The 20,306-nt window shown below is 70.8% G+C and carries 8 protein-coding genes; 3 read left to right on the forward strand and 5 right to left on the reverse strand.

Features of this window, described 5'->3' with window-relative positions:
- Nucleotides 1–84 precede the first annotated feature (84 nt).
- Nucleotides 85–1,230: a hypothetical protein gene (locus ABH935_RS13440; RefSeq protein ID WP_370378191.1), complete on the forward strand. Its 1,146-nt coding sequence runs from the start codon at nucleotides 85–87 to the stop codon at nucleotides 1,228–1,230.
- Here ABH935_RS13440 and ABH935_RS13445 read toward each other — a convergent pair.
- Nucleotides 1,116–2,195, reverse strand: a complete 1,080-nt coding sequence (locus tag ABH935_RS13445) for a glycosyltransferase family 4 protein (RefSeq protein ID WP_370378192.1) — start codon at nucleotides 2,193–2,195, stop codon at nucleotides 1,116–1,118. The genes ABH935_RS13440 and ABH935_RS13445 overlap by 115 nt on opposite strands.
- A gap of 124 nt (nucleotides 2,196–2,319) precedes the next feature.
- Here ABH935_RS13445 and ABH935_RS13450 point away from each other — a divergent pair, with 124 nt between their 5' ends.
- Complete coding sequence (locus tag ABH935_RS13450; protein WP_370378193.1) at nucleotides 2,320–3,009, forward strand: TetR/AcrR family transcriptional regulator; 690 nt, start codon at nucleotides 2,320–2,322, stop codon at nucleotides 3,007–3,009.
- On the opposite strand, the gene ABH935_RS13455 is transcribed toward ABH935_RS13450, so the two are convergent.
- On the reverse strand, nucleotides 3,002–3,871 hold the full coding sequence (locus ABH935_RS13455) for an SDR family oxidoreductase (RefSeq protein WP_370378194.1): 870 nt from the start codon (nucleotides 3,869–3,871) through the stop codon (nucleotides 3,002–3,004). The two genes, ABH935_RS13450 and ABH935_RS13455, sit on opposite strands and share 8 nt — an antisense overlap.
- Nucleotides 3,872–4,011: 140 nt before the next feature.
- On the opposite strand from ABH935_RS13455, the gene ABH935_RS13460 reads away from it, so the two are divergent.
- Nucleotides 4,012–4,644 (forward strand): TetR/AcrR family transcriptional regulator, encoded by a 633-nt coding sequence (locus tag ABH935_RS13460; protein ID WP_370378195.1) that lies wholly within the window; start codon nucleotides 4,012–4,014, stop codon nucleotides 4,642–4,644.
- 35 nt (nucleotides 4,645–4,679) lie between these two features.
- Here the strand turns inward: ABH935_RS13460 and ABH935_RS13465 are convergent, their stop codons facing one another.
- The 3 genes from ABH935_RS13465 to ABH935_RS13475 are packed head-to-tail and all read right to left on the reverse strand — an operon-like array spanning nucleotide 4,680 to nucleotide 20,262.
- A complete protein-coding gene (locus tag ABH935_RS13465; protein WP_370378196.1) occupies nucleotides 4,680–7,160 on the reverse strand; it encodes an aminotransferase class I/II-fold pyridoxal phosphate-dependent enzyme in 2,481 nt (826 codons plus the stop codon).
- Complete coding sequence (gene hppD, locus ABH935_RS13470; protein ID WP_370378197.1) at nucleotides 7,157–8,164, reverse strand: 4-hydroxyphenylpyruvate dioxygenase; 1,008 nt, start codon at nucleotides 8,162–8,164, stop codon at nucleotides 7,157–7,159. Before hppD ends, ABH935_RS13465 begins: the two co-directional genes overlap by 4 nt.
- Before the next feature lie 44 nt (nucleotides 8,165–8,208).
- Nucleotides 8,209–20,262 carry an amino acid adenylation domain-containing protein gene (locus ABH935_RS13475; protein ID WP_370378198.1) on the reverse strand — a complete coding sequence of 4,018 codons (12,054 nt, stop codon included), beginning with the start codon at nucleotides 20,260–20,262 and terminating at the stop codon, nucleotides 8,209–8,211.
- Between the last annotated feature and the right edge of the window lie 44 nt (nucleotides 20,263–20,306).

Here is a 20,306-nt window from a genome sequence, read left to right on the forward strand (position 1 = left end):
TCAAGCAAGCCCGGCGCGCACAGGCCCGGCCTGCGAAGGCCCGGCGCGCCGATCCGACCCGTGCGGGCTCGCGGAGGGAGCGACATGATCGTCGGCGTCACGGCGGTCCTCGGCGCGGCGATCTCCAACAACGCCGGCCTCATCGTCGAGAAGCGCGCACTGGACCGGCTGCCACCCCTGGACCTGCGCCGTCCGCTCCAGATGGCGCGCACGCTGCTCGGTCGTCCGTTGTGGGCGCTGGGTTTCGTGCTGCTGCTCTTCGGCGCGGGACTCTATACATATGGGCTCGCGTTGCTGCCGCTGTCGGTCGCGCAGCCTTTGTTCGTGGTCGGGCTGGCCCTGGTGCTGGTCGTCGCGGCGGTAGTGCTCGCCGAGCCGCTGCGATCGGCCGAGCGGCGGGGCCTGGTCGTCGTCGGTGTGGCCTTCGCCTTGCTCGCCCTGTCCTTCGACTCGCGTACCGACAAGGCGGGAGTCCAGCAGCACGCCGCCATATGGACCATCGTCGTGGCCGGTCTCGCGGCGGGTTCGGTGCTGGTGTTCCTGACGGCTCGCACCGGCGTGCTGTACGGCGTCGCCGTCGGCCTGATGAACGCGGTCGGCGGGCTGAGCGCCAAGGCGACGGCGGCGTACCTCGTGCGGCACGGTTCGCCGGCCGGTCTGCTCGGATACGTCGCGGTGTTCGGGATCGCCGGGGCGCTGATGCTCGGCATGACGCAGATAGCGCTGCAACGCAGCCGTGCGGCGGCATTCTTGCCTGCGCAGGTGGTCGCCGGCAACGTCGCGGTCACCGCGGCCGGGACACCGGTGTTCGGCGAGCATCTGCCGGATACGCTGCCACGCCTGGTGCTCCGGCTCGCCGGATTCGGCGTCGCGTTGCTCTCGCTCGCGGTCATGCAGGGAACCTCCGAGGCTTCTCCCGCACCGTCGCAGCCGGCCCCGTCCCGGTCGCAGCCGACCCGGCCCCCGCCGCCGGCAGCCCGGGCCGCGGCGCAGCCAACCCGGCCCGCGCCCCAACCCTCGCTCCAGCCCGCACCGTATCCGAGTGCATCGCATGCTCCGGGAAAGCACGCCGGCGCGCCCCGCCCCCTCCGCTTCCGCCTCCCGCTCCCCCGCCGTCACACCGGCCGGCGCCGCTCCACCGCCTCGGCCAGCACGGACTCGAAGTTCGACACCGTCGAGGACCACGGCAGCGCCGATGCTCCGGCAGCCGCCGCCTCCCCCATGGCGTGACGCCGTCGGCCGTCCAGCGCCAGCGTGGCCCACGCCGAGGCGAAGCCGCCCTCGGTGCCCGCGAGCAGCCCGGTCCGGCCATGGTTCAGCGCGTCGCGCACGCCCGGCACGTCGAAGCCCACGGCCGGGGTGGCGCGCACCGCCGCCTCGGTGATGACCAGGCCCCAGCCCTCGATCTGCGCCGGGTGCAGCAGCAGCCAGGCCCGGCACAGCAGGGCGTGCTTGTCGCGCTCCGACAGCCGTCCCGTGAACTCCACGCCGGGGCCGGCCAAACCCTCCAGCCGTTCCCGCTCCGGGCCGTCGCCGGCGATGGCGAGCCGGCCGCCGGTGACCGGCCGCACTCGATCCCACAGGCGCAGCAACAGGTCCAGTCGCTTGTAATCGGCGAGGCGGCCGAACGCCACAAACAGCGGCTCTCCGGACTCGGCCAATACGTGCGCCGGTCGGTCCACGCCGTTGAGCACGATCCTGATACGATCCGGATCAACGCCGATGCCCTCCAGCTCCCGCGCGGTCGACGGCGACACCGCAACGAAGAGGTTGCCTCGATGGACACGCGGCATCACGACGGTCTCGGCATAGCGCCCGGCGACCGACACCGGGGGACGGTAGCGGACCGGCCACAAATCCGCGTGCACGTGGTTCACCAGGCAGACCACCGGGCCGCGCCACCACAGCGGGGCCAGGTAGGGCAGGCCGTTGCAGACCTCGACGACGACGTCGATGTGGCGGTCGATGTGGCTTGCCGCGTGCCGTCGGACGGTGAGCGGGGCCTTCAGGAACTGGCTGAAGTCGCCGCCGTTGCGGACCACGTCGTAGACGCGCTCGCCGGTCCGGCCGCCGCACACCAGGGTCACCCGGTGGCCGCGGGCGACCAGGCCCATGGCGAGGTGGTCTACGAGCATTTCCGAACCGCCGGCGCGCGGATGGGCCAGATCGCGCCCCGCGATGAACGTGATGTGCATCGCCGCCGTCCTCAGGGATGGGCCTGGCGAACAGGTCGTCAGTCAAGCTACTGTCCTATTGACGAATCGTCAACAAGGTTCGCCACGCGGACGGGGCTCCATTTTCAAGGGGTGTGTCGTGGCTGTGAGCAAGACTGAGCCATCCGCGCCAGCCGGCCGGCCGGGCCGCAGCCCGCGCCGGCGGATGGCCCCGGACGACCGGCGGCAGGCCCTGATCACGGTCGCGCTCGACCTGTTCAACACCCGGCCGTACGGCGACGTGTCGGTGGACGAGATCGCCGAGGTCGCCGACGTCTCGCGGCCGTTGCTCTACCACTACTACGGCGGCAAGTACGGGATCTTCCTAGCCGCCCTCGAACACGCCGCGGACCAGCTGATCACGGTGGTCATCGAGGCCTCGCGGGACGCCCCGCAGGACTGGCTGCTGGCCGGGCTGCGCGCCTACCTGGACTACGTCGAGCGGAACCCGATCGGGTTCGGCGCGCTGGTGCGGCACGGCGCCGGGCCCGGCGAGGGCGAGGACCAGGCGATCCTGGACGGCGTGCGGGACAAGCTGCTGCGGCTGATCGTCGACGCGCTGGTCGTGCCCGAGCCGCCGGCCGAGCTGCGTACTGCGATCCGCGGCTGGATCGCTCAAGTAGAGGTCTCCTGCCGGGACTGGCTGCCGGCGGCCAGGCCGCCGAAGGCCGACCTGTACCTGCTCGACCTGTTCGGCGGGGTGCTGCTCACCGCCGCACGTCACGACGAGGACGTACGGCTGGCTTTGCGGAGTTCGGCCACGGGGCTCGCGGGTTCCGGCGTCACGGTCATCTAATCTCGTCGGCGTCGCCGAACTCGCTATCGCAGAACACTGACGACTCATAGGCGAGACCCGCAAGAGGGTCGGTGCGCAGCTGATTCGGGACCAGGGCGCGGTACAGCGCGTCCTGGGCCCGCTGGGGCAGCAGCGCCGCCAGCCGCACGACGATCCCGTTGCGACCCGGCACCCAGACCTCGAACCGCGGCCGCAGCGCGACGCCGAGCACCGCCTCGGCGACCTGCTCGGGCGTCAGCCGCCGGCTCGCGGCACCGGTCGCCGGGCCGGCCGCGAACGACGTGTCGACCACGCCCGGCAGCACCACCGACAGGTGCACGCCGGTGCCGCACAACTCCTCGCGCACCGCGGCGCAGTAGCCGTAGACGGCGTGCTTCGTCGCGGCGTAGCAGGCCTGCCCGGGTGGGGCTATACGCCCGGCGGCGGAGGCGATGGTGATGACATGGCCGCAACCGCGCTCGCGCATCCGCGGCAGCACCAGCTTCATGCCGTGCAGGACGCCGAAGACGTTGACGCCGAACTGCCGCTCCGCGACGGCGTCGGGCTCCTCGGCGAACGGCCCGGCCCACATCACCCCGGCGTTGTTGACCAGGACGTCCAGCGGGCCGAGGGCCTTCTCGGCGTCATCAAGAAAGGCCGCGAACCACGGCCGGTTGGTGACGTCGAGCGGGATGCCGACGGTCATCGCCCCGGTCCGGGCGGCGATGCTCTCGGCGGCGGCCTTCACGGCGTCGGCGTCCAGATCGCCCAACGCCACGGCCGCGCCGGCAGCCGCGAGCCGCCGGGCGGTGGCCAGGCCGACGCCCCGGGCCGCCCCGGTGACCGCCACCACCGTACCGTCGAGACGTTCGTGTGCTGACATAGCGGGCTCTCCCCGGCCGGAACCCGGCCCGGTCCGGACCGGCCGGGCCAAGTGACAACACGAAGTGTCGGTTCTACGATGCGATAAGTCAATACACTGTGTTATCGAATCGGAGCAGGCCGTATGGCGGACACAAGCGCATGGCCGAGCTAGAGACCCGCCGCTATCGCGGCCTGGACGCCTCCGAGCGCCTGCTGGACCGGCGCACCCGACTGGTCGAAGCCGGCTTCGATCTGTTCGGCACCAAGGGCCACCACGCAGTTTCGATCCGTCAGCTGTGCCGCCAGGCGGGACTGACGGAACGTCACTTCTACGAGTCGTTCGCCGACAAGCGCGAACTGCTCAGCGCGGTCTACGAGGACGTGTTCACCACGGTCCGCGACGCGACGTTCTCGGCGGTGGCCCAGGCGCCCGGAACCCTGGAGGGGCAGGCCCGCGCGGGGCTGCGCACCTTCATCAGGGCACTGGCGGACGACCCGCGCGTGGCGAGGGTGCTGCTGTTCGAATCGGTCGGGGTCAGCGCGGAGCTGGACAAACGCCGCCGCGCGGTCGTGAACGAGTTCGCCGGCCTCATCGCGGCGACGGTGCTGCCCCACTCCGGCGAGCCGATCACGCCGCGGCTGTCGATGGTGGCGGCGATGATCGTCGGCGGGCTCAACGAACTGCTGGCGGAGTGGACGCTGGGGCAGCGGTACGGATCGATCGAAGAGCTGATCGACTTGGGGGTCGACACCTGCATGGCGCTCTACGACAAGTTCGTCAGGCGGACGTGAGCGGTGAACCGCGCCGGCTAGCACGTGGGAGGTGATCAGATGAGGTTTGGCTGCGGGACCTCTGTTGTTTCCTCAAGGCCGGCTGACGATTCCGCCGCGACGAAGCGGGCCAGCCGTTCGACGCCTTGGGCGATGTCGTCGAGCGTCAGATAGCTGACGGAGAGCCGGATGGTGCGCTGGCCGCCGCCGTCCGGGTGGAAGTACGCCATCGGGGTCCAGATGACGCCGAAGTCCTGGGCCGAACGAGCCAGTGCCGCCTCGTCCGCGCGGAAGGGGACTGAGAGCGTCAGGAAGAACCCGCCCTCGGGCCGGTTCCAGTGCACGCCGAGCGCGGCTCGACGCTCTGGCGGGAAGTGGCGGTCCAGAGCGCGCAGCGTCGCGGCCATCGCCTCGCCGTAGTGCGCGCTGGACTCGACGGTGAGCCGGGAGGCGCGAGTATCGGCGCTGAGCAGCATCCCCGCGACGACGGCCTGGCTGAGCGTCGGCGTGTTCACCGTGATCATGCTCTTGAGCTTCGCCAGCTCGTCGGCCAACAGCGACGTGCCGCCGGCGCTGTCCACGACCACCTGATCGGCGACCGCGTAACCGACTCGGGCGCCGGGAAACAGCGTCTTCGACAGCGACCCGAGGTGGACGACCGTGCCGCCGGGGTCCAGGGACTTCAGCGTCGGCAGCTGGGCCCCGGGGCTCACCAGCCGGTAGGGGCTGTCCTCCAGGATCAGGATACCGAGGCGGCGCGCGACCGCGATCAGCTCGTGGCGCGCGGCCAGGGACATCGTGGTCCCTGAAGGGTTGGAGTGGTCGGGAACGACGTAGAACGCGCGCGGGTTGCGGCCCCGAGCTCGTTCGCCTGCCACAGCCGCTTCCACATCGGCCGGCCACAGACCGTCCGCACGCTCCTCCACCGGGCGGATCGTGACGTCCAGAACGCGAGCCGCCCCGGCGATGCCGACGTAACACGGACTGGCGACCAGCAGGACGTCGTCGGGCCCGGCGATGAGGGCGCGCACCGCGAGGAACATGGCCTCCTGGCAGCCGACGGTGACCACGATCGCCTCCGGCGAGACGTCGATGCCCTCGTCCGCGCGCAGTGACGCCGCGATCACCTCCCTGATCTGCCCCGCCGCCGGGCCGTATTGGAACAGCGCGTCGCGGGTCTGCTCGGGCGACTGGCCGGAACGCCGCAAGTGGTCCAGATAGCCCTGCAGGTGCTCGAAGACCTTCTCGGTCGAGAAGAGGGCGCCGTAGGGCCGGCCCGGTGCGAATGAGATGGCATCGGGGTAGCGGGCCGTGATCTCGTTCAGGAAGTTCATCGTGTCCAGAACCGGATCCGACACGCTGGCGTGCAGGGCTTCTTTGCGCAGCGGCCGACCTTGCGGTGACTGAGCCGGAAGAGCCTGGGCCTGCGGTAGTTGCGGTGCCGGCGGGCTCGCGATCCGCACCGGCCCGTCCGAGGACCACACGGTTTCCGGGTCGGCTTGCGCCACGGAGTCGACACCCGCCAACTCCATCGCGTCGAGGAGTTCGGCGTGCATGATGTCCAGCACCTGCCGCACGCCTTCGGCCCCGGCGACGGCCAGCCCGTGCAGCACCGACCGGCCGAGGAGCACGGCGTCCGCGCCCAGGGCGAGCGCGGCCAGGACGTCCCTCCCGCGCCGGACGCCGCCGTCGAGCAGCACCGGGCACGCGGCACCGGCCGCTTCGACGACCTCCGGCAGCACGCGCAGCGTCGCGGGCGCGCCGTCGAGCTGTCGGCCGCCGTGGTTGGACACGACGATCCCGTCAGCCCCGGCCCCGACCGCGAGCCGAGCGTCGTCGCCGCGCAAAATCCCCTTGACCAGCACCGGCAGCGGGCTGATCGACCGCAGCCAGTCGAAGGTCGACCAGTCGAGGAAGGGCTCGAACTCGGTCGCCGCATGGCTGCCGGGATGGGAGTAGTCACCGGCCGGCAGGTTCGCCGGGACGACGCCCGGCGGCAGCTGGAAGCCGTTGCGCACATCCCGCAGCCGACGGCCCAACCGCGGCGCGTCGACCGTGAGCATCAAGGCCCGGAACCCGGCGTCATGGGCTGCGGCGATCAGATCACGGGTGACCGCGCGGTCCCGGAAGCAGTACACCTGGAGCCACAGCGGCCCGGTCGTGCCGCGTGCGATGTCCGCGAACGGCCGGCCGGCGAACGTGCTCACCGTGAGCGGTACGCCGAAGCCCGCAGCCGCCCGGGCCGTGGCCGCCTCGCCCTCCGGGTGGACGAGGGTGTGGTAGGCGGTGGGGGCGATCCCGAACGGCGCGGTCCAGTCCTCGCCCAGAACCTTCGCCGAGGGATCGGGCCGGGAGCGGTTGGCCAGAACCCGGGGCCGCAGACCGATCTGGTCGAAGGCCTCGGTGTTGGCGGCGAGGGTCCGCTCCTGCCCGGCCCCGCCCTCGATGAAGTCCCAGACCTCCGGATCCAACCGGGCGCGGGCGAGATCGGCGAAGTCGGCCAGATCGAGCGGCCCGGGATGGCGGCCGAAGCTCATCCGGCGGCCACCCGATCGCGCTCGACCGCTTCATAGAGCGCCCGGATGTTGGCCGTGCCGAACCCCTGGGCGCCCCGCCGCTGGATGAGCTCGAAGAACAGCGTGTTGCGGACGTAAGGGGAACGCGAGAACAGCTGCAGGAGATAGCCCCACTCGTCCCGGTCGGCGAGTACGTGCGTATCGCGCAGGTCCGCGACGGCTTCACTCAGTTCGCCCACTCGCGCGGCGAGCATGTCGTAGTAGCTGTCCGGGGTCGACAGGAACGCGACCCCCCGGCTCCGGAACTCGCGAACGGATCCGACGATGTCGTCCACCAGGAACGCGACGTGCTGCACGCCCGCGCCGCCGTTCCTCTCCAGGAACGCGTCCACCTGGCCGGGCTTCTTCGTCGCGTCCGGGGCGAGGATCGTGAAGGTCACCGTGCCGGACGCGTCACGGACGACGACAGAGTCCATCGCCTGCTCCCCGACAGCGACGTACTCGCTGTGGTACCTCTTGAGCCCGAACGCCTCGCAGTAGAAGTCCGCCGCCTTGTCCAGTGCCCCGGCCTCCACGCAGACGGCGAAGTGGTCGATCTCGCTGATCCGCTGCGCCGGCCGTGGCGATCCCCCGGACGGGACGCCGATCCAAGCACGTCCGTCGGGGAATCCGGAGTCGCCGGTCCTGGGGACCAGGGTGTGGCGAAGGCCCCCGATACCGGAAACCGTCGCCGGTCCCAGGAGTTCCGAACCCGCCGCCACCGCCGCGTCCCGGACCGCGGCCACGTCGGCACAGACGAACGCGATGTCGACGATGCCGTCTCCGTGCTCCGCCAGAAAGCCCTCCGTGGCGGGCCCGGACGTCACCACGAGGCCGACTTGCGACTGCCGCAGAAAGGTGGACCCGCTGTCGGTTCCGTCACAGTGTCCCGCTTCGACGAAACCGAACGAGGATACGAGGTACTCCACCGCCGCGGGCCGGTCGTGGACATACAGTTCGACATAAGCGAGCTCGTGCACTGTCATGGCTTTCCTTTGCTGGCCCGGAATGATTGGCGAGGAACGAATTCTCATGGGCGCGAGAACAGATCGGAGAGAATCGGCCCGTACCGGCGAACCGGGACGGAATCCATCATTTCCTCGTGCACGCAGTCGACGGCGTGGGTCGTCACAGCGCCCTTGGCGAACGCCGTCCAGTCGACTCCGAGCTCGTCCCGGATCCGCTGGGAGCCGTCCGCCTCGATGCTGACGATGCTTCCGCCGAACATCCGCGTCCGATGCTCCGCGAGCAGCCCCAAGCAGTACCGCGTCGTCTCCGACAGCCGGCTGATCCGGGAGCCGGAGAGCTCGCCGAGCGTCTGTCCGGCAACCCCGCGGATCGACTGCTCGACGAGCTCTAGCAGGCCCTCAGGCACATCGTCGCCGGTCTCGCGGCCGCGGCCCAGCGCGGGACCGGCATCGAAGAGCACGAGAAGCGACACGCACTCCCCGAGCTCCTCCAGAACCACGGCCATCTCCTGCGCGACGGTTCCGCCGAACGACCATCCCCCCAGGGCGTAGGGCCCCTCAGGCTGCACCTGCCGAAGCATGGCGACGTACTCGATCGCCAACTCCGCGACCGATTCCGGCCGCTGATCCGCTTCGGAATAGCCGCTGGACTGCAGACCGTAGACCGGGCGTCCCTTGGGGATGTGGGGCAGGAGCCGCGAGTAGCACCAGCTCAACCCGCCGATCGGATGGACGAGGAAGACCGGCTGGAGTTCCCCTTCAGCCCGGAGCGGGAGCAGCGACGCGAACGAGTCGCCCGGCACCAGGTCGAGCCGGCTCGCCAGCCCCGCGACCGTCGGCGCTTCGAACAGCGTCCGGATCGCCAGTTCCACGCCCAGGACGGACCGCACCCGCGACACCAGCCTGCTGGCCAGGAGCGAATGTCCGCCGAAGTCGAAGAAGTCGTCGTCGATCCCGATCCGGCTCACACCCAGGACCTCGGCGAACAGCCCGCACAGGACCTCCTCACGGTGCGTGCGCGGCTCGTCGTCCGAGACGGCGGCCCCGTCGAGGACGGGGGCCGGCAGCGCGCGCCGGTCCAGCTTCCCGCTCGGCGTCAGCGGCAACCGTTCGACCTCGACGACCAGCGGCACCATGAACTCCGGCACGGACTCGCCGACGAAACCGCGTACCCGCGAGGGGACCAGCTCGTGGGCGGCGGCCGACACCACGTACGCGACCAGGCGCTTGTCGCCGGGCCGGTCCTCGCGGACGATCACCGCGGCCTGGGCGACGTCCGGATGACGGAGCAGCACCGCCTCGATCTCGCCCGGCTCGATCCGGAACCCCCGCAGCTTCACCTGTCCGTCGGCACGGCCCAGGAACTCCAGCTCACCCGCGGGATTCCAGCGGGCCAGGTCCCCGGTCCGGTACATCCGGGTCCCGGCGGGGCCGAAGGGGTCGGCGACGAACCGCTCGGCCGTCTGTCCCGGCCGCCGCTGATAGCCCCGCGCCAGCCCCTCTCCGGCGACGTACAGCTCGCCGGTCACCCCCGGCGGCACCTGCCGGAGCATGCCGTCGAGCACATGCACCCGGGCGTTCGGTATCGGCGACCCGATCGGCGCCGTGGCCGGCCAGTCCCGGACGTCGGATGGCAGGGAGTAGGCGGTCACCACGTGCGTCTCAGTCGGCCCGTAGTGGTTGTGCAAGCGCCTACCGGGCACCGCCCGATGGAAGGCGGTGACCCGCTCGGACAGCACGAGCGCCTCACCCGCCTGCGCGATCTCCAGCAGATCCGGCAGCAGGAGTCCGGCCTCGGCGGCCGCCTCGCACACCGCGTCGATCATCACGTTGGGTGCGTGGAGCTCGCTTATTCGGTGGTCGCGCAGCCAGCGGACGAACTGCTCCGGATCCCGCCGAGTGTCGTCGGCGGGAACGACCAGGCAACCGCCGCGACTCAGGGTGGAGAGGATCTCCGTGGCCGAGACGTCGAAGCTGAGCGCGGAGAACTGCGCGGTCCGCACCGTCGGCCCGGCCGGTGACACGGACACGTGCCACAGGACGAGGTTCAGGAGAGCACGGCCGGGCAGCACCACGGCCTTGGGCCGCCCGGTGGACCCCGACGTGTACATCACGTACGCCGGATGCTCCGGGCGCAACGGAAGGACGCGATCCCGGTCGCCCGGATCCGCCGCCGACCCGTCGTCCTGTTGCGCCTCCACCAGGATTCGGGGGCAGGTCGTCTGCGGCAGAGCCTCAGCCGTCTCAGCGGTGAGCAGCAGAACCGCCGGCGCGGTGTCGGCGAGCATGAAGGAGATCCGGTCGGCCGGATAGGAGGGGTCGATCGGCAGGTAGGCCGCACCGGTCTTGAGGACCGCGAGGAGCGCGACCGCCATTTCGGCCGAGCGGCCCACGGCCAGCGCGACGACCTGCTCCGGCCCGATTCCCCGGCGCAAGAGCCGGTGGGCCAGCCGGTTGGCCCGCGCGTTCAGTTCGGCATACGTCAGCTCCACCGCGCCGCAGACGATCGCCACGGCCTCCGGCGACCGTGCCGCCTGCGCTTCGATCAAGCCGGGAATCGTCAGGTCCGGCAGCGGCAGGTCGGTGTCGCTCCACTCCGCGAGGCGGCGGCGATCGAGATCCGTGAGCACGTCGATCTGCCCGATCGGCACGCGCGGATTCGCCACCACCGCTTCCAGAATCAGCATCAGGCGGGCGACGAACCCTTCGACGGTCGACCTGTCGAACAAGTCGGACCGATACTCCACGGCGCCGTCCACGAAGGGCGTGGCGTCCGCGCGGTGGATCTCTCCGAACTCGAACGTCAGGTCGAACTTCGCCGTCTGCGACTCCATCGTCATGGGGGACATGTCCACGTCGGCGAGGTCCCATGACGACGCCTCGACCGCCTCGGCGTTGTTCTGCACCGTGACCATCACCTGGAACAGCGGATGGCGGGTCGTCGAGCGCTCGGGGTTGAGGGCCTGGACCAGGGCCTCGAACGGCAGGTCCTGGTGGTGGTAGGCCGCCAGATCCGTCTGTCGGACGCGTTGCAGCAGCTCCGCGAAGGTCGGATCGCCCGACACGTCGGTGCGCATGACGAGGGTGTTCATGAAGAAGCCGACCAGGTCGTCCGTGGCGTCGTCGGTCCGGCCGGCGATCGGACTGCCCAGCGGGATGTCGGTCCCGGCGCCGAGGCGCGAGAGCAGCACCGCCACCGCGGCCTGCAGCACCATGAACAAGGTGGTCCCGGATTCCCGGGCGAGTCCGGCGAGGCCCGCGGACAGGGTGTCGGGGAACTGGAACGGGACCATGCCGCCGGGCGAAACCCCGGACAGCGGGCGCGGGCGGTCGAAGGGGAGTTCCAACTCGGCCGGCAGGTCGGCGAGCGCGGCCCGCCAGAACTCAAGCTGCTTATGTGCCAGACTCTCGGGGTCCTCCGAGTCTCCCAGCAACTGCCGCTGCCATAGGGAGTAGTCGGCATACTGCACGGGAAGCGTCGGCCACACGGGTATGGCACCCTCGCGGCGCGCCCGGTACGCCTCGGCGAGGTTCTGCAGCATCGGTGCCGCCGACCAGCCGTCGAACGCCACGTGATGCACCACCAGCAGGACCACTTGTTCGTCCGGCCCGAGGGGGAACAGCCACGCACGGACCGGCAAGTCCACCGTGAGGTCGAAGCCCTGCGCGAAAGCGGCCGCGAGAGCCTCCTGCAGATCCTCCTCGCTGGTCGGCACCACCCGCAGCACCGGCCGCGAAGCAGGCCCCGTCAGCACTTCCTGCCACGGCCGGCCGTCGGCTTCCGGGAACACGGTCCGCAACGCCTCATGACGCGCCACCACATCACCCAACGCCGCCTCCAAAGCCCCGGCGTCCAACACCCCCGACCACCGGAACACGAACGGCACGTTGTACGCCGCCTGCTCCCCCATCCGATTCAGGAACCAGAGCCGGGCCTGAGCGAAAGACAACGGCACCCGCTCCGGACGCACCACCGGCACCAACCTCGGACGCACCACCGCAGCCTCATCCAACCGCTCCGCCAACCCGGCAACAGACGACGCCTCGAACAACGCCCGAACCGGAACCTCCACCCCCAACACCGACCGCACCCGCGACACCAAACGCGTCGCCAACAACGAATGCCCACCCAACTCGAAGAACCCGTCATCGATCCCGACCCGCTCCACCCCCAGCACCTCGGCGAACAGACCGCACAGGATCTCCTCGCGCGCCGTCCTCGGCGATCGGCCCTGCGAAGCCGCGGCGAAATCCGGCTTCGGCAACGCCCGCCGATCCAGCTTCCCGTTCGCCGTCAACGGCAAGGTGTCCAGTACCACCACCGCGGCCGGGACCATGAACGCCGGCAACGACGCCCCGACGGACCGCCGCAGCTCGGCCGGCTCGACGGCCCCGGGGAAGGCCTCCACCACATAGCCCACCAACCGCTTGTCACCCGGGATGTCCTCCCGGGCGATCACCGCGGACTGCACAACGCCCGGATGGCCGGCGAGCGCCGCTTCGACTTCGCCGAGTTCCACGCGGAATCCGCGGATCTTGACCTGTTCGTCGGACCGTCCGGCGAACTCCAGCTCCCCCTGGAAGTTCCAGCGGGCCAGGTCGCCGGTGCGGTACATCCGGCTGCCGGCCGGGCCGAACGGATCGGCGACGAACCGCTCCGCGGTCGCCGCGGGGTTCTTGACATATCCGCGGGCGACTCCGTTCCCGGAGACGTAGAGGTCCCCGGTGACCCCCACAGGCATCGGCTGCAACGCCGCGTCCAGGACGTACACCCGGGCGTTGTCCAGCGGATGTCCGATCGGCAGCGAGGTGCCGAGGGCGCGGTCGGCCCGCACCTCCAGGTGCGTGGCGCACAGGGTGATCTCGGTCGGCCCGTACAGGTGGCGCACGACCATGTCCGGGTAGCGGTCGAGCAGGAGACGCACGGCGCTGGTCGGCACCACGTCGCCGCCGGGGAGCACTTCGCGGACGCCTGCGAAGGCCTCCGGACGCTCTTCCACGAGGACCCGGAACAGGCCGGCCGTGGCCATCAGGATGGTGATCTTCTCCTTCGAGATGAGGGACTCGAACGAGGCGGAGTCGAGGTCTCCGGGTGGTGCCACGACCACGTGCGCGCCGGTCATGAGCGGTACCCACAGCTCGTAGTCCGACGCGTCGAACGAGTGCGGCGCGTGGAAGAGGATCCGGTCGTCCTCGCTGACGCCGAACCCGCGGTGGAACGCGAGATCCACGAGGTTCGCGTCGGTGACGGCGACTCCCTTGGGGACGCCCGTCGAACCCGAGGTGTACATGACATAGGCCAGTTGGTCGCCGTGCCGCGCCGGCCAGGCCTGGCGGCTTCCGTCCGACCCGCCGTCGGCTTCAGCGGCGGTCGGCACGGCACCCGGGTCGAGGACGATCAGGCCTCGGCCGACCGCCTCCGCGACCAGCGCGTGCTCTCTCGTCGCCCGGTCGACCACGATGACCTGGGCGTCGACGTTCTCCAGGACGAACACCATCCTGGAGAGCGGAAAGCCCTCCGGGATCGGGACGTAGTATCCGCCGACCTTGAGAACCGCGAGGAACGTCGCGACGAGGTCGACCGAGCGCTGCATCAGGACGGCGACCGCCGTCTCCGGTCCGACGCCCCGGCCGATCAGTTCCCGGGCCAGCCGGTTCGCCCGCTCGTCGAGCTCGGCGTAGCTCAGCACCACTCCATCGCACGACACCGCCGGCGCGTCCGGGTCCCGGTCCACCTGGGCCCGGAACAACTCCGGCAGCGTTCCCGCCGGTGCGGGGCACGCGGTGTCGTTCCATTGCGTCAACAGCTGTCGGCGCTCGTCCGGCCCCGGCACATCGATCAGGGACATCGCGACGCCGGGGTCCGCGGCCACGGCCTCCAGGACTCTCGCCAGCCGGGCCACGAACGCCTCCGCGCTGACCTTGTCGAAGAGGTCCGAGCGGTACTCCATCTCGCCGCCGAGCCACCGGGGCTCGCCGTCCGCCGGTTCCCGCTGGCTGAAGATGAAGGACAGGTCGAACTTCGCCGTGTCGGCCGCCGCCTGAACCGGACGCGTGACGAGTCCGGCGAAGTCGTCCTCGGCCTCGTCCGCGTTCTGCAGCGCCACGCTGGCCTGGAACAGCGGATTGGATCCCGCGATCCGTTCGGGGTTGAGGGCTTCGACGAGCGCCTCGAACGGGACGTCCTGGTGGGCGTACGCGGCCAGATCCGTCTCGCGCACCCGGGCCAGCACCTCGCGGAACGAGGGATCGCCCGACAGGTCGGTCCGCAACACCAGGGTGTTGATGAAGAAGCCGACGAGGTCGTCGAGCACGTCGTCGGTCCGGCCGGCGATCGCGGTGCCCAGCGGGATGTCGGTGCCGGCGCCCAGCCGCGAGAGCAGCACCGCCACCGCGGCCTGCAGCACCATGAACATCGTGACCTGGCACTCCCGGGCCAGCGCCAGCAGGCCCGCGTGGACGGCTGGTCCCACCTCGAAGCGGATCAGGTCGCCGGGAGCGCCGGCCGCCGGCCGGGCGTGGTCGAACGGCAGCTCCAACTGGTCCGGCAGGCCGGCCAGGGTGTTCGTCCAGAAGGCCAGCTGTTCGCTGAGGAGGCTGTCGGGATCCTCGGCCTTGCCGAGCAAGGCCGTCTGCCACTGCGCGTAGTCCGCGTACTGGACGGGCAACGTCGGCCAGTCGGGCACCGTTCCGTCCCGACGTGCCGCATAGGCCTGCGCCAGATCCCGGCGCAGCGGACCCGTCGACCATCCGTCACAGGCGATGTGGTGGATGACCAGCAGGAGCACGTGCTCCTCGGGGCCGAGCTCGAACAGCCGGGCCCGAAGCGGCGGCTCGGATGCCAGGTCGAAGCCCTGCGCGAAAGCGGCCGCGAGAACCTCCTGCAGATCCTCCTCGCTGGTCGGCACCACCCGCAGCACCGGACGCGAAGCAGGCCCCGTCAACACTTCCTGCCACGGCCGGCCGTCGGCTTCGGGAAACACGGTCCGCAACGCCTCATGACGCGCCACCACATCACCCAACGCCGCCTCCAAAGCCCCAGCGTCCAACACCCCCGACCACCGGAACACAAAAGGCACGTTGTACGCCGCCTGCTCCCCCATCCGGTTCAGAAACCACAGCCGGGCCTGAGCGAAAGACAACGGCACCCGCTCCGGACGCACCACCGGCACCAACCTCGGACGCACCACCGCAGCCTCATCCAACCGCTCCACCAACCCGGCAACAGACGACGCCTCGAACAACGCCCGAACCGGAACCTCCACCCCCAACACCGACCGCACCCGCGACACCAAACGCGTCGCCAACAACGAATGCCCACCCAACTCAAAGAACCCGTCATCGATACCCACCTCGGGCACGCCCAGGATCTCCGCGAACAGCTGGCACAGCAGCTCCTCGCGCGGCGACCGCGGAGCGCGGCCGGCCACCACCGCATAGTCCGGAGCCGGCAGGGCCCGCCGATCCAGCTTGCCGTTCGCCGTCGACCCGAAGGCGTCCACCACCACAAAGGCCGAGGGGATCATGTACTCGGGCAACGTCGAGGCCAGATGCGCACGGAGCGCGGGAACCTCCACCTGGACACCCGGCGCGGCAACCACATACCCGACCAGACGCCTGTCCCCCGGCCGGTCCTCACGCACCAGCACCGCGGCCTGACCGACCGACGGATGCGAGGCCAGCACCGCCGCCACCTCGCCGAGCTCGATCCGGAAGCCGCGGATCTTCACCTGGTCGTCGGTCCGCCCCAGGAACTCCACCTGTCCGGCGGCATTCCACCGTGCCAGATCCCCCGTGCGGTACATCCGCTCCCCGGCCCTGCCGAACGGGCAGGCCACGAACCGATCCGCCGTCAAGTCCGGACGGTTCAAGTAACCCCGCGCCACCTGGGCCCCGGCGACGTACAACTCCCCGACCACACCCACCGGAGCCAGCCGCAGTTCCTCGTCCAGCACATACGCCCGGACACCGGCCGGTGCGCGGCCCAACACCGGGGCCGCCGACACGCCGAACTCACACCACAACGAGTCGACGGTGTTCTCCGTCGGCCCGTACGCGTTGACGCCCACCAGATCCGCGCGGTCCCGCACCCGGCTCCACAGCGCTTCCGGCACCGCTTCGCCACCGAGGACCAACGCGCGCAACGACAAGCCGGCGCCGTCCAGCAACCCGCCGTCCACCAGCTCCGCCGCATAGGTGGGCGTCGTCTCCAGCAGCTCCACCCGCTGACCCCGCACGTAGCGCACCACGGCGGCCGGATCCCGGCGCACCCCCTCGCTCAACAGATGCAACTCGTGCCCGGCGAACATCGCCACCACCGGCGGCCAGCTCGCGTCGAAGGTCAGCGGCGCCGTCGTCGCCACCCGCGCCCGCTCCGCACCCGAGCGCGCCAGAAGCGGCGCGTACCTCGTCACCCGATAGTGCTCAGCGAGATTCGCCAGGCTCCGGTGCTCCACCACCACCCCCTTCGGCACGCCCGTCGACCCCGAGGTGTAGATCACGTACGCCGCGCCACCCGATGCCGCCGCGGCACCGGACAAGTCCTCACCGGGACATCCCGCCAGCACCACACCGGTGTCAACCGAGTCCAGCAGGACACTGTCGAACCCGGCGGGCACCGCCACCCCCGACACCGTCACCACCACCGCCGGCCGCACATCGGCCAGCACGAACCCCACCCGCTCCACCGGCGCCTCCACGTCCACCGGCACATACACCCCACCCGCCTTCAACACCGCCAGCAGCGCCACCACCGACTCCACCGACCGCGGCACCAACACCGCCACCCGGACCTCGGCACCCACGCCACGCCCCACCAACAACCGCGCCAGCCGATTCGCCCGGTCGTTCAGCTCCCCGAACGACACCTCCGCGTCCCCGCACACCAGAGCCCTGGCCCCGGCACCACGCCGCACCGTGTCCTCGAACAGTTCCACCACACCCGGCAGACCGGCGTCCGGCGGCAGCGGCTCCGAACCACCCCACTCGCCCAGCAACAACCGGCGCTCGTCCCCGGTCAGCACATCGACTCGGCCGATACGCAGATCCGGGTCGGCGCTCACCGTGTCGAGCAGATTCGCCAACCGGAGCGCGAAGACCTCGACCGTGCCCCGGTCGAACAGTTCGGTCGCGTACTCCACCGAACCGGCCAGCCCGGCCGGCTGCCCGTCGGGCCCGAACCGCTCCGCCACCGAGACCGTCAGATCGAACTTCGCCGCGGCGGCACCCTCGGGCCAGAGCTCCGCCACATCGAGCCCCGCCATCTCGAACCCGGCCCCCGCGGTGTTCTGGAAGACGAGCATCACCTGGAACAACGGATGCCGGGCCAGCGACCGCGTCGGCTTGAGCAGCTCCACCAGACGCTCGAACGGCAGATCCTGATGCGCGAACGCGTCCAGGTCCGTCTCCCGGACCCGGGCCAGCAGTTCCCGGAACGTCGGATCGCCAGACGTGTCGGTCCGCAGCACCAGGGTGTTGACGAAGAAGCCCACCAGGTCTTCCAGCGCCTCATCCCCACGCCCGGCGACCGGAGTGCCCAGGGGGATGTCAGCTCCCGCGCCCAGCTTCATGAGCAGCGTGGCCAGGGCGGCCTGCACCACCATGAACGGCGTCACGCCCGACTCCCGCGCCAACCCCGTGACCCGCTCGTACCGCACCGCGTCCAGCGCGAACTCGACGGTGCCCCCGCGATAGTCGGCGACCGCCGACCGCGACCGGTCCGTCGGCAGAGCCAGCTCCTCCGGCGCACCGGCCAGGGCCCGACGCCAGAACTCCAGCTGCCCCGCCATCAGGCTGTCGGGATCGTCCTGCGACCCCAGCAACTCCCGCTGCCAGATCGTGTAGTCGGCATACTGCACCGGCAACCCGTCCCACACCGGGGCCTGGCCACCCACCCGAGCCGCATAGGCATGGGCCAGATCACGGCCCAACGGCGCCAGTGACCAGCCGTCGCAGGCGATGTGGTGCATCAGCAGCACCAGCACGTGCTCGTCCGGGGCCGTCGAGAACCCACGCACACGGATCGGCACCTCGATCGCCAAGTCGAACACGTACCCCGCGGCCTCGGCAGCCCGACCGGCCACCTCACCAGCCTCGGCCTCAGCCCACACCACCGGCACGACAACCTCGTCCATCGGCAGAACCCGCTGCACCGGCTCACCGTCGACCACCGGGAACACAGTCCGCAAAGTCTCATGCCGGCCCACCACATCGGCCACCGCCGACTCCAACGCCCCCCGATCCAGCACGCCCGCCAGCCGCAACGCCACCGGCACGTTGTACAGAGCGCTCGCGCCCTCCAACTGCCCGACGAACCACAACCGCCACTGCGCAAACGACAACGGAACCCGCCCCGGGCGCTTCGCCGCCGTCTGGAGGAGCGCCCGCGAGGCCGCCGCGGAATCCAGCCGCCGGGCCAGTTCGGCCACGGTCGGAGCCTCGAACACCGCCCGGATCCCCAGCTCCACGTTCAACGCCGAGCGGATCCGGCCGATCAGCCGGGTCGCCAACAGCGAGTGGCCGCCGATCTGGAAGAAGTCGTCGTCGACCGTGACACCGTCGACTTCGAGGAGCTCGCCGAACAGCCCGCACAGGAACTCTTCGTGGGGGGTGCGGGGCGAACGCCCGGTCCCGCGGTCGGCGACCGCCGGCGCTGGGTGCACGGTGAGGTTGTTCCGCTGGTCGAGCAGCCGCTCCCGGTCGCGCTCGGTCAGGATCTCCAGCCGGGACAGGCGCACCGCCGGGTCGGCCACCACCAGGTCGAGCAGCCGAACGAGGCGGTCGGCCAGCGTCTGGACCGTTTCGTGGTCGAACAGGTCGGTGGCGTACTCGACGGTCCCGGCGATCCCGTCCGGAAGGCCGTCGGCCCCGCGCAGTTCCCGGAGCTCGAAGCTCAGGTCGAACTTGGCCGCCTCCTGCCCCCCGACCTCGAACTCCTCGACCCGCAGACCCGGCATGTCGCAGAAGGCCCCGGTGTCGGCGTCGAAGGCCAGCACCACCTGGAACAACGGGTGGCGGGCCAGCGACCGCGGCGGGTCCAGGATCTCCACCAGGCGCTCGAAGGGCAGATCCTCGTTCTCGAACGCCGCCAGGTCCGTCTCCCGGACCCGGTCCAGCAGCTCACGGAACGTCGGATCCCCCGACGTGTCGGTCCGCAGCACCAGCATGTTGACGAAGACCCCGACCAGCTCGTACAGCGCCTCATCGGCACGCCCGGCCGTCGGCGTGCCCAGCGGGATGTCCGACCCGGCCCCCAGCCGGGACAAAAGGGCCGCCAGCGCCGCCTGCACGACCATGAACGGCGTCGCCCGCGCTTGGCGCGCAAGTTCCTCGATCCGCGCGTGGGCCTCCGCCCCGATCACCACGGGAACCGTCGCGCCCCGGTGGCTGGCCGCCACCGGACGCGAACGGTCGAACGGCAGGGCCAGCTCCTCCGGCAGGCCCTCCAGCGCATCGCGCCAGAACCACGCCTGCCGAGCGGCTACGCTGCCCGGATCGTCCTCCGCCCCCAGCAGCTCCCGCTGCCAGAACGTGTAGTCGGTGTACTGAACCGGCAGTTCCTCCCAGACCGGCGCCGCCCCGGCCAGGCGCGCGGCATACGCGGCCGCGAGATCCCGGCCCAGCATCCCCAGCGACCAGCCGTCGCAGGCGGTGTGGTGCATCAGCAGCACCAGCACGTGCTCGTCCGGGGCCGTGGAGAACCCGCGCACGCGGATCGGCACCTCGGTCGCCAGGTCGAACACGTACCCCGCGGCCTCCGCGGCCCGACCGGCCACCTCATCAGCGCCGGCCTCAGCCCAGACCACCGGCACGACAACCTCGTCCATCGGCAGAACCCGCTGCACCGGCTCACCGTCGACCACCGGGAACACAGTCCGCAAAGTCTCATGCCGGCCCACCACATCGGCCAGCGCCGATTCCAACGCCGCCCGATTCAGCACGCCCGCGAGCCGCAAGGCCACCGGCATGTTGTACGACGCGCTCGCGCCCTCCAACTGCCCGACGAACCACAACCGCCACTGCGCAAACGACAACGGAATCATGCCGGCTCCCTCGTTCTTCCCGACCGTCGCCAGTCGCGGGCCGCAGCCGAAGCACGCCGAGTCATCGACGGGCACGGGGCCGCGGTGGACGTGTAGACAGCCCTCTGCGGGGCTGGCGA

The sequence above is a fragment of the Catenulispora sp. GAS73 genome (assembly GCF_041262085.1).
Classification (GTDB): domain Bacteria; phylum Actinomycetota; class Actinomycetes; order Streptomycetales; family Catenulisporaceae; genus Catenulispora.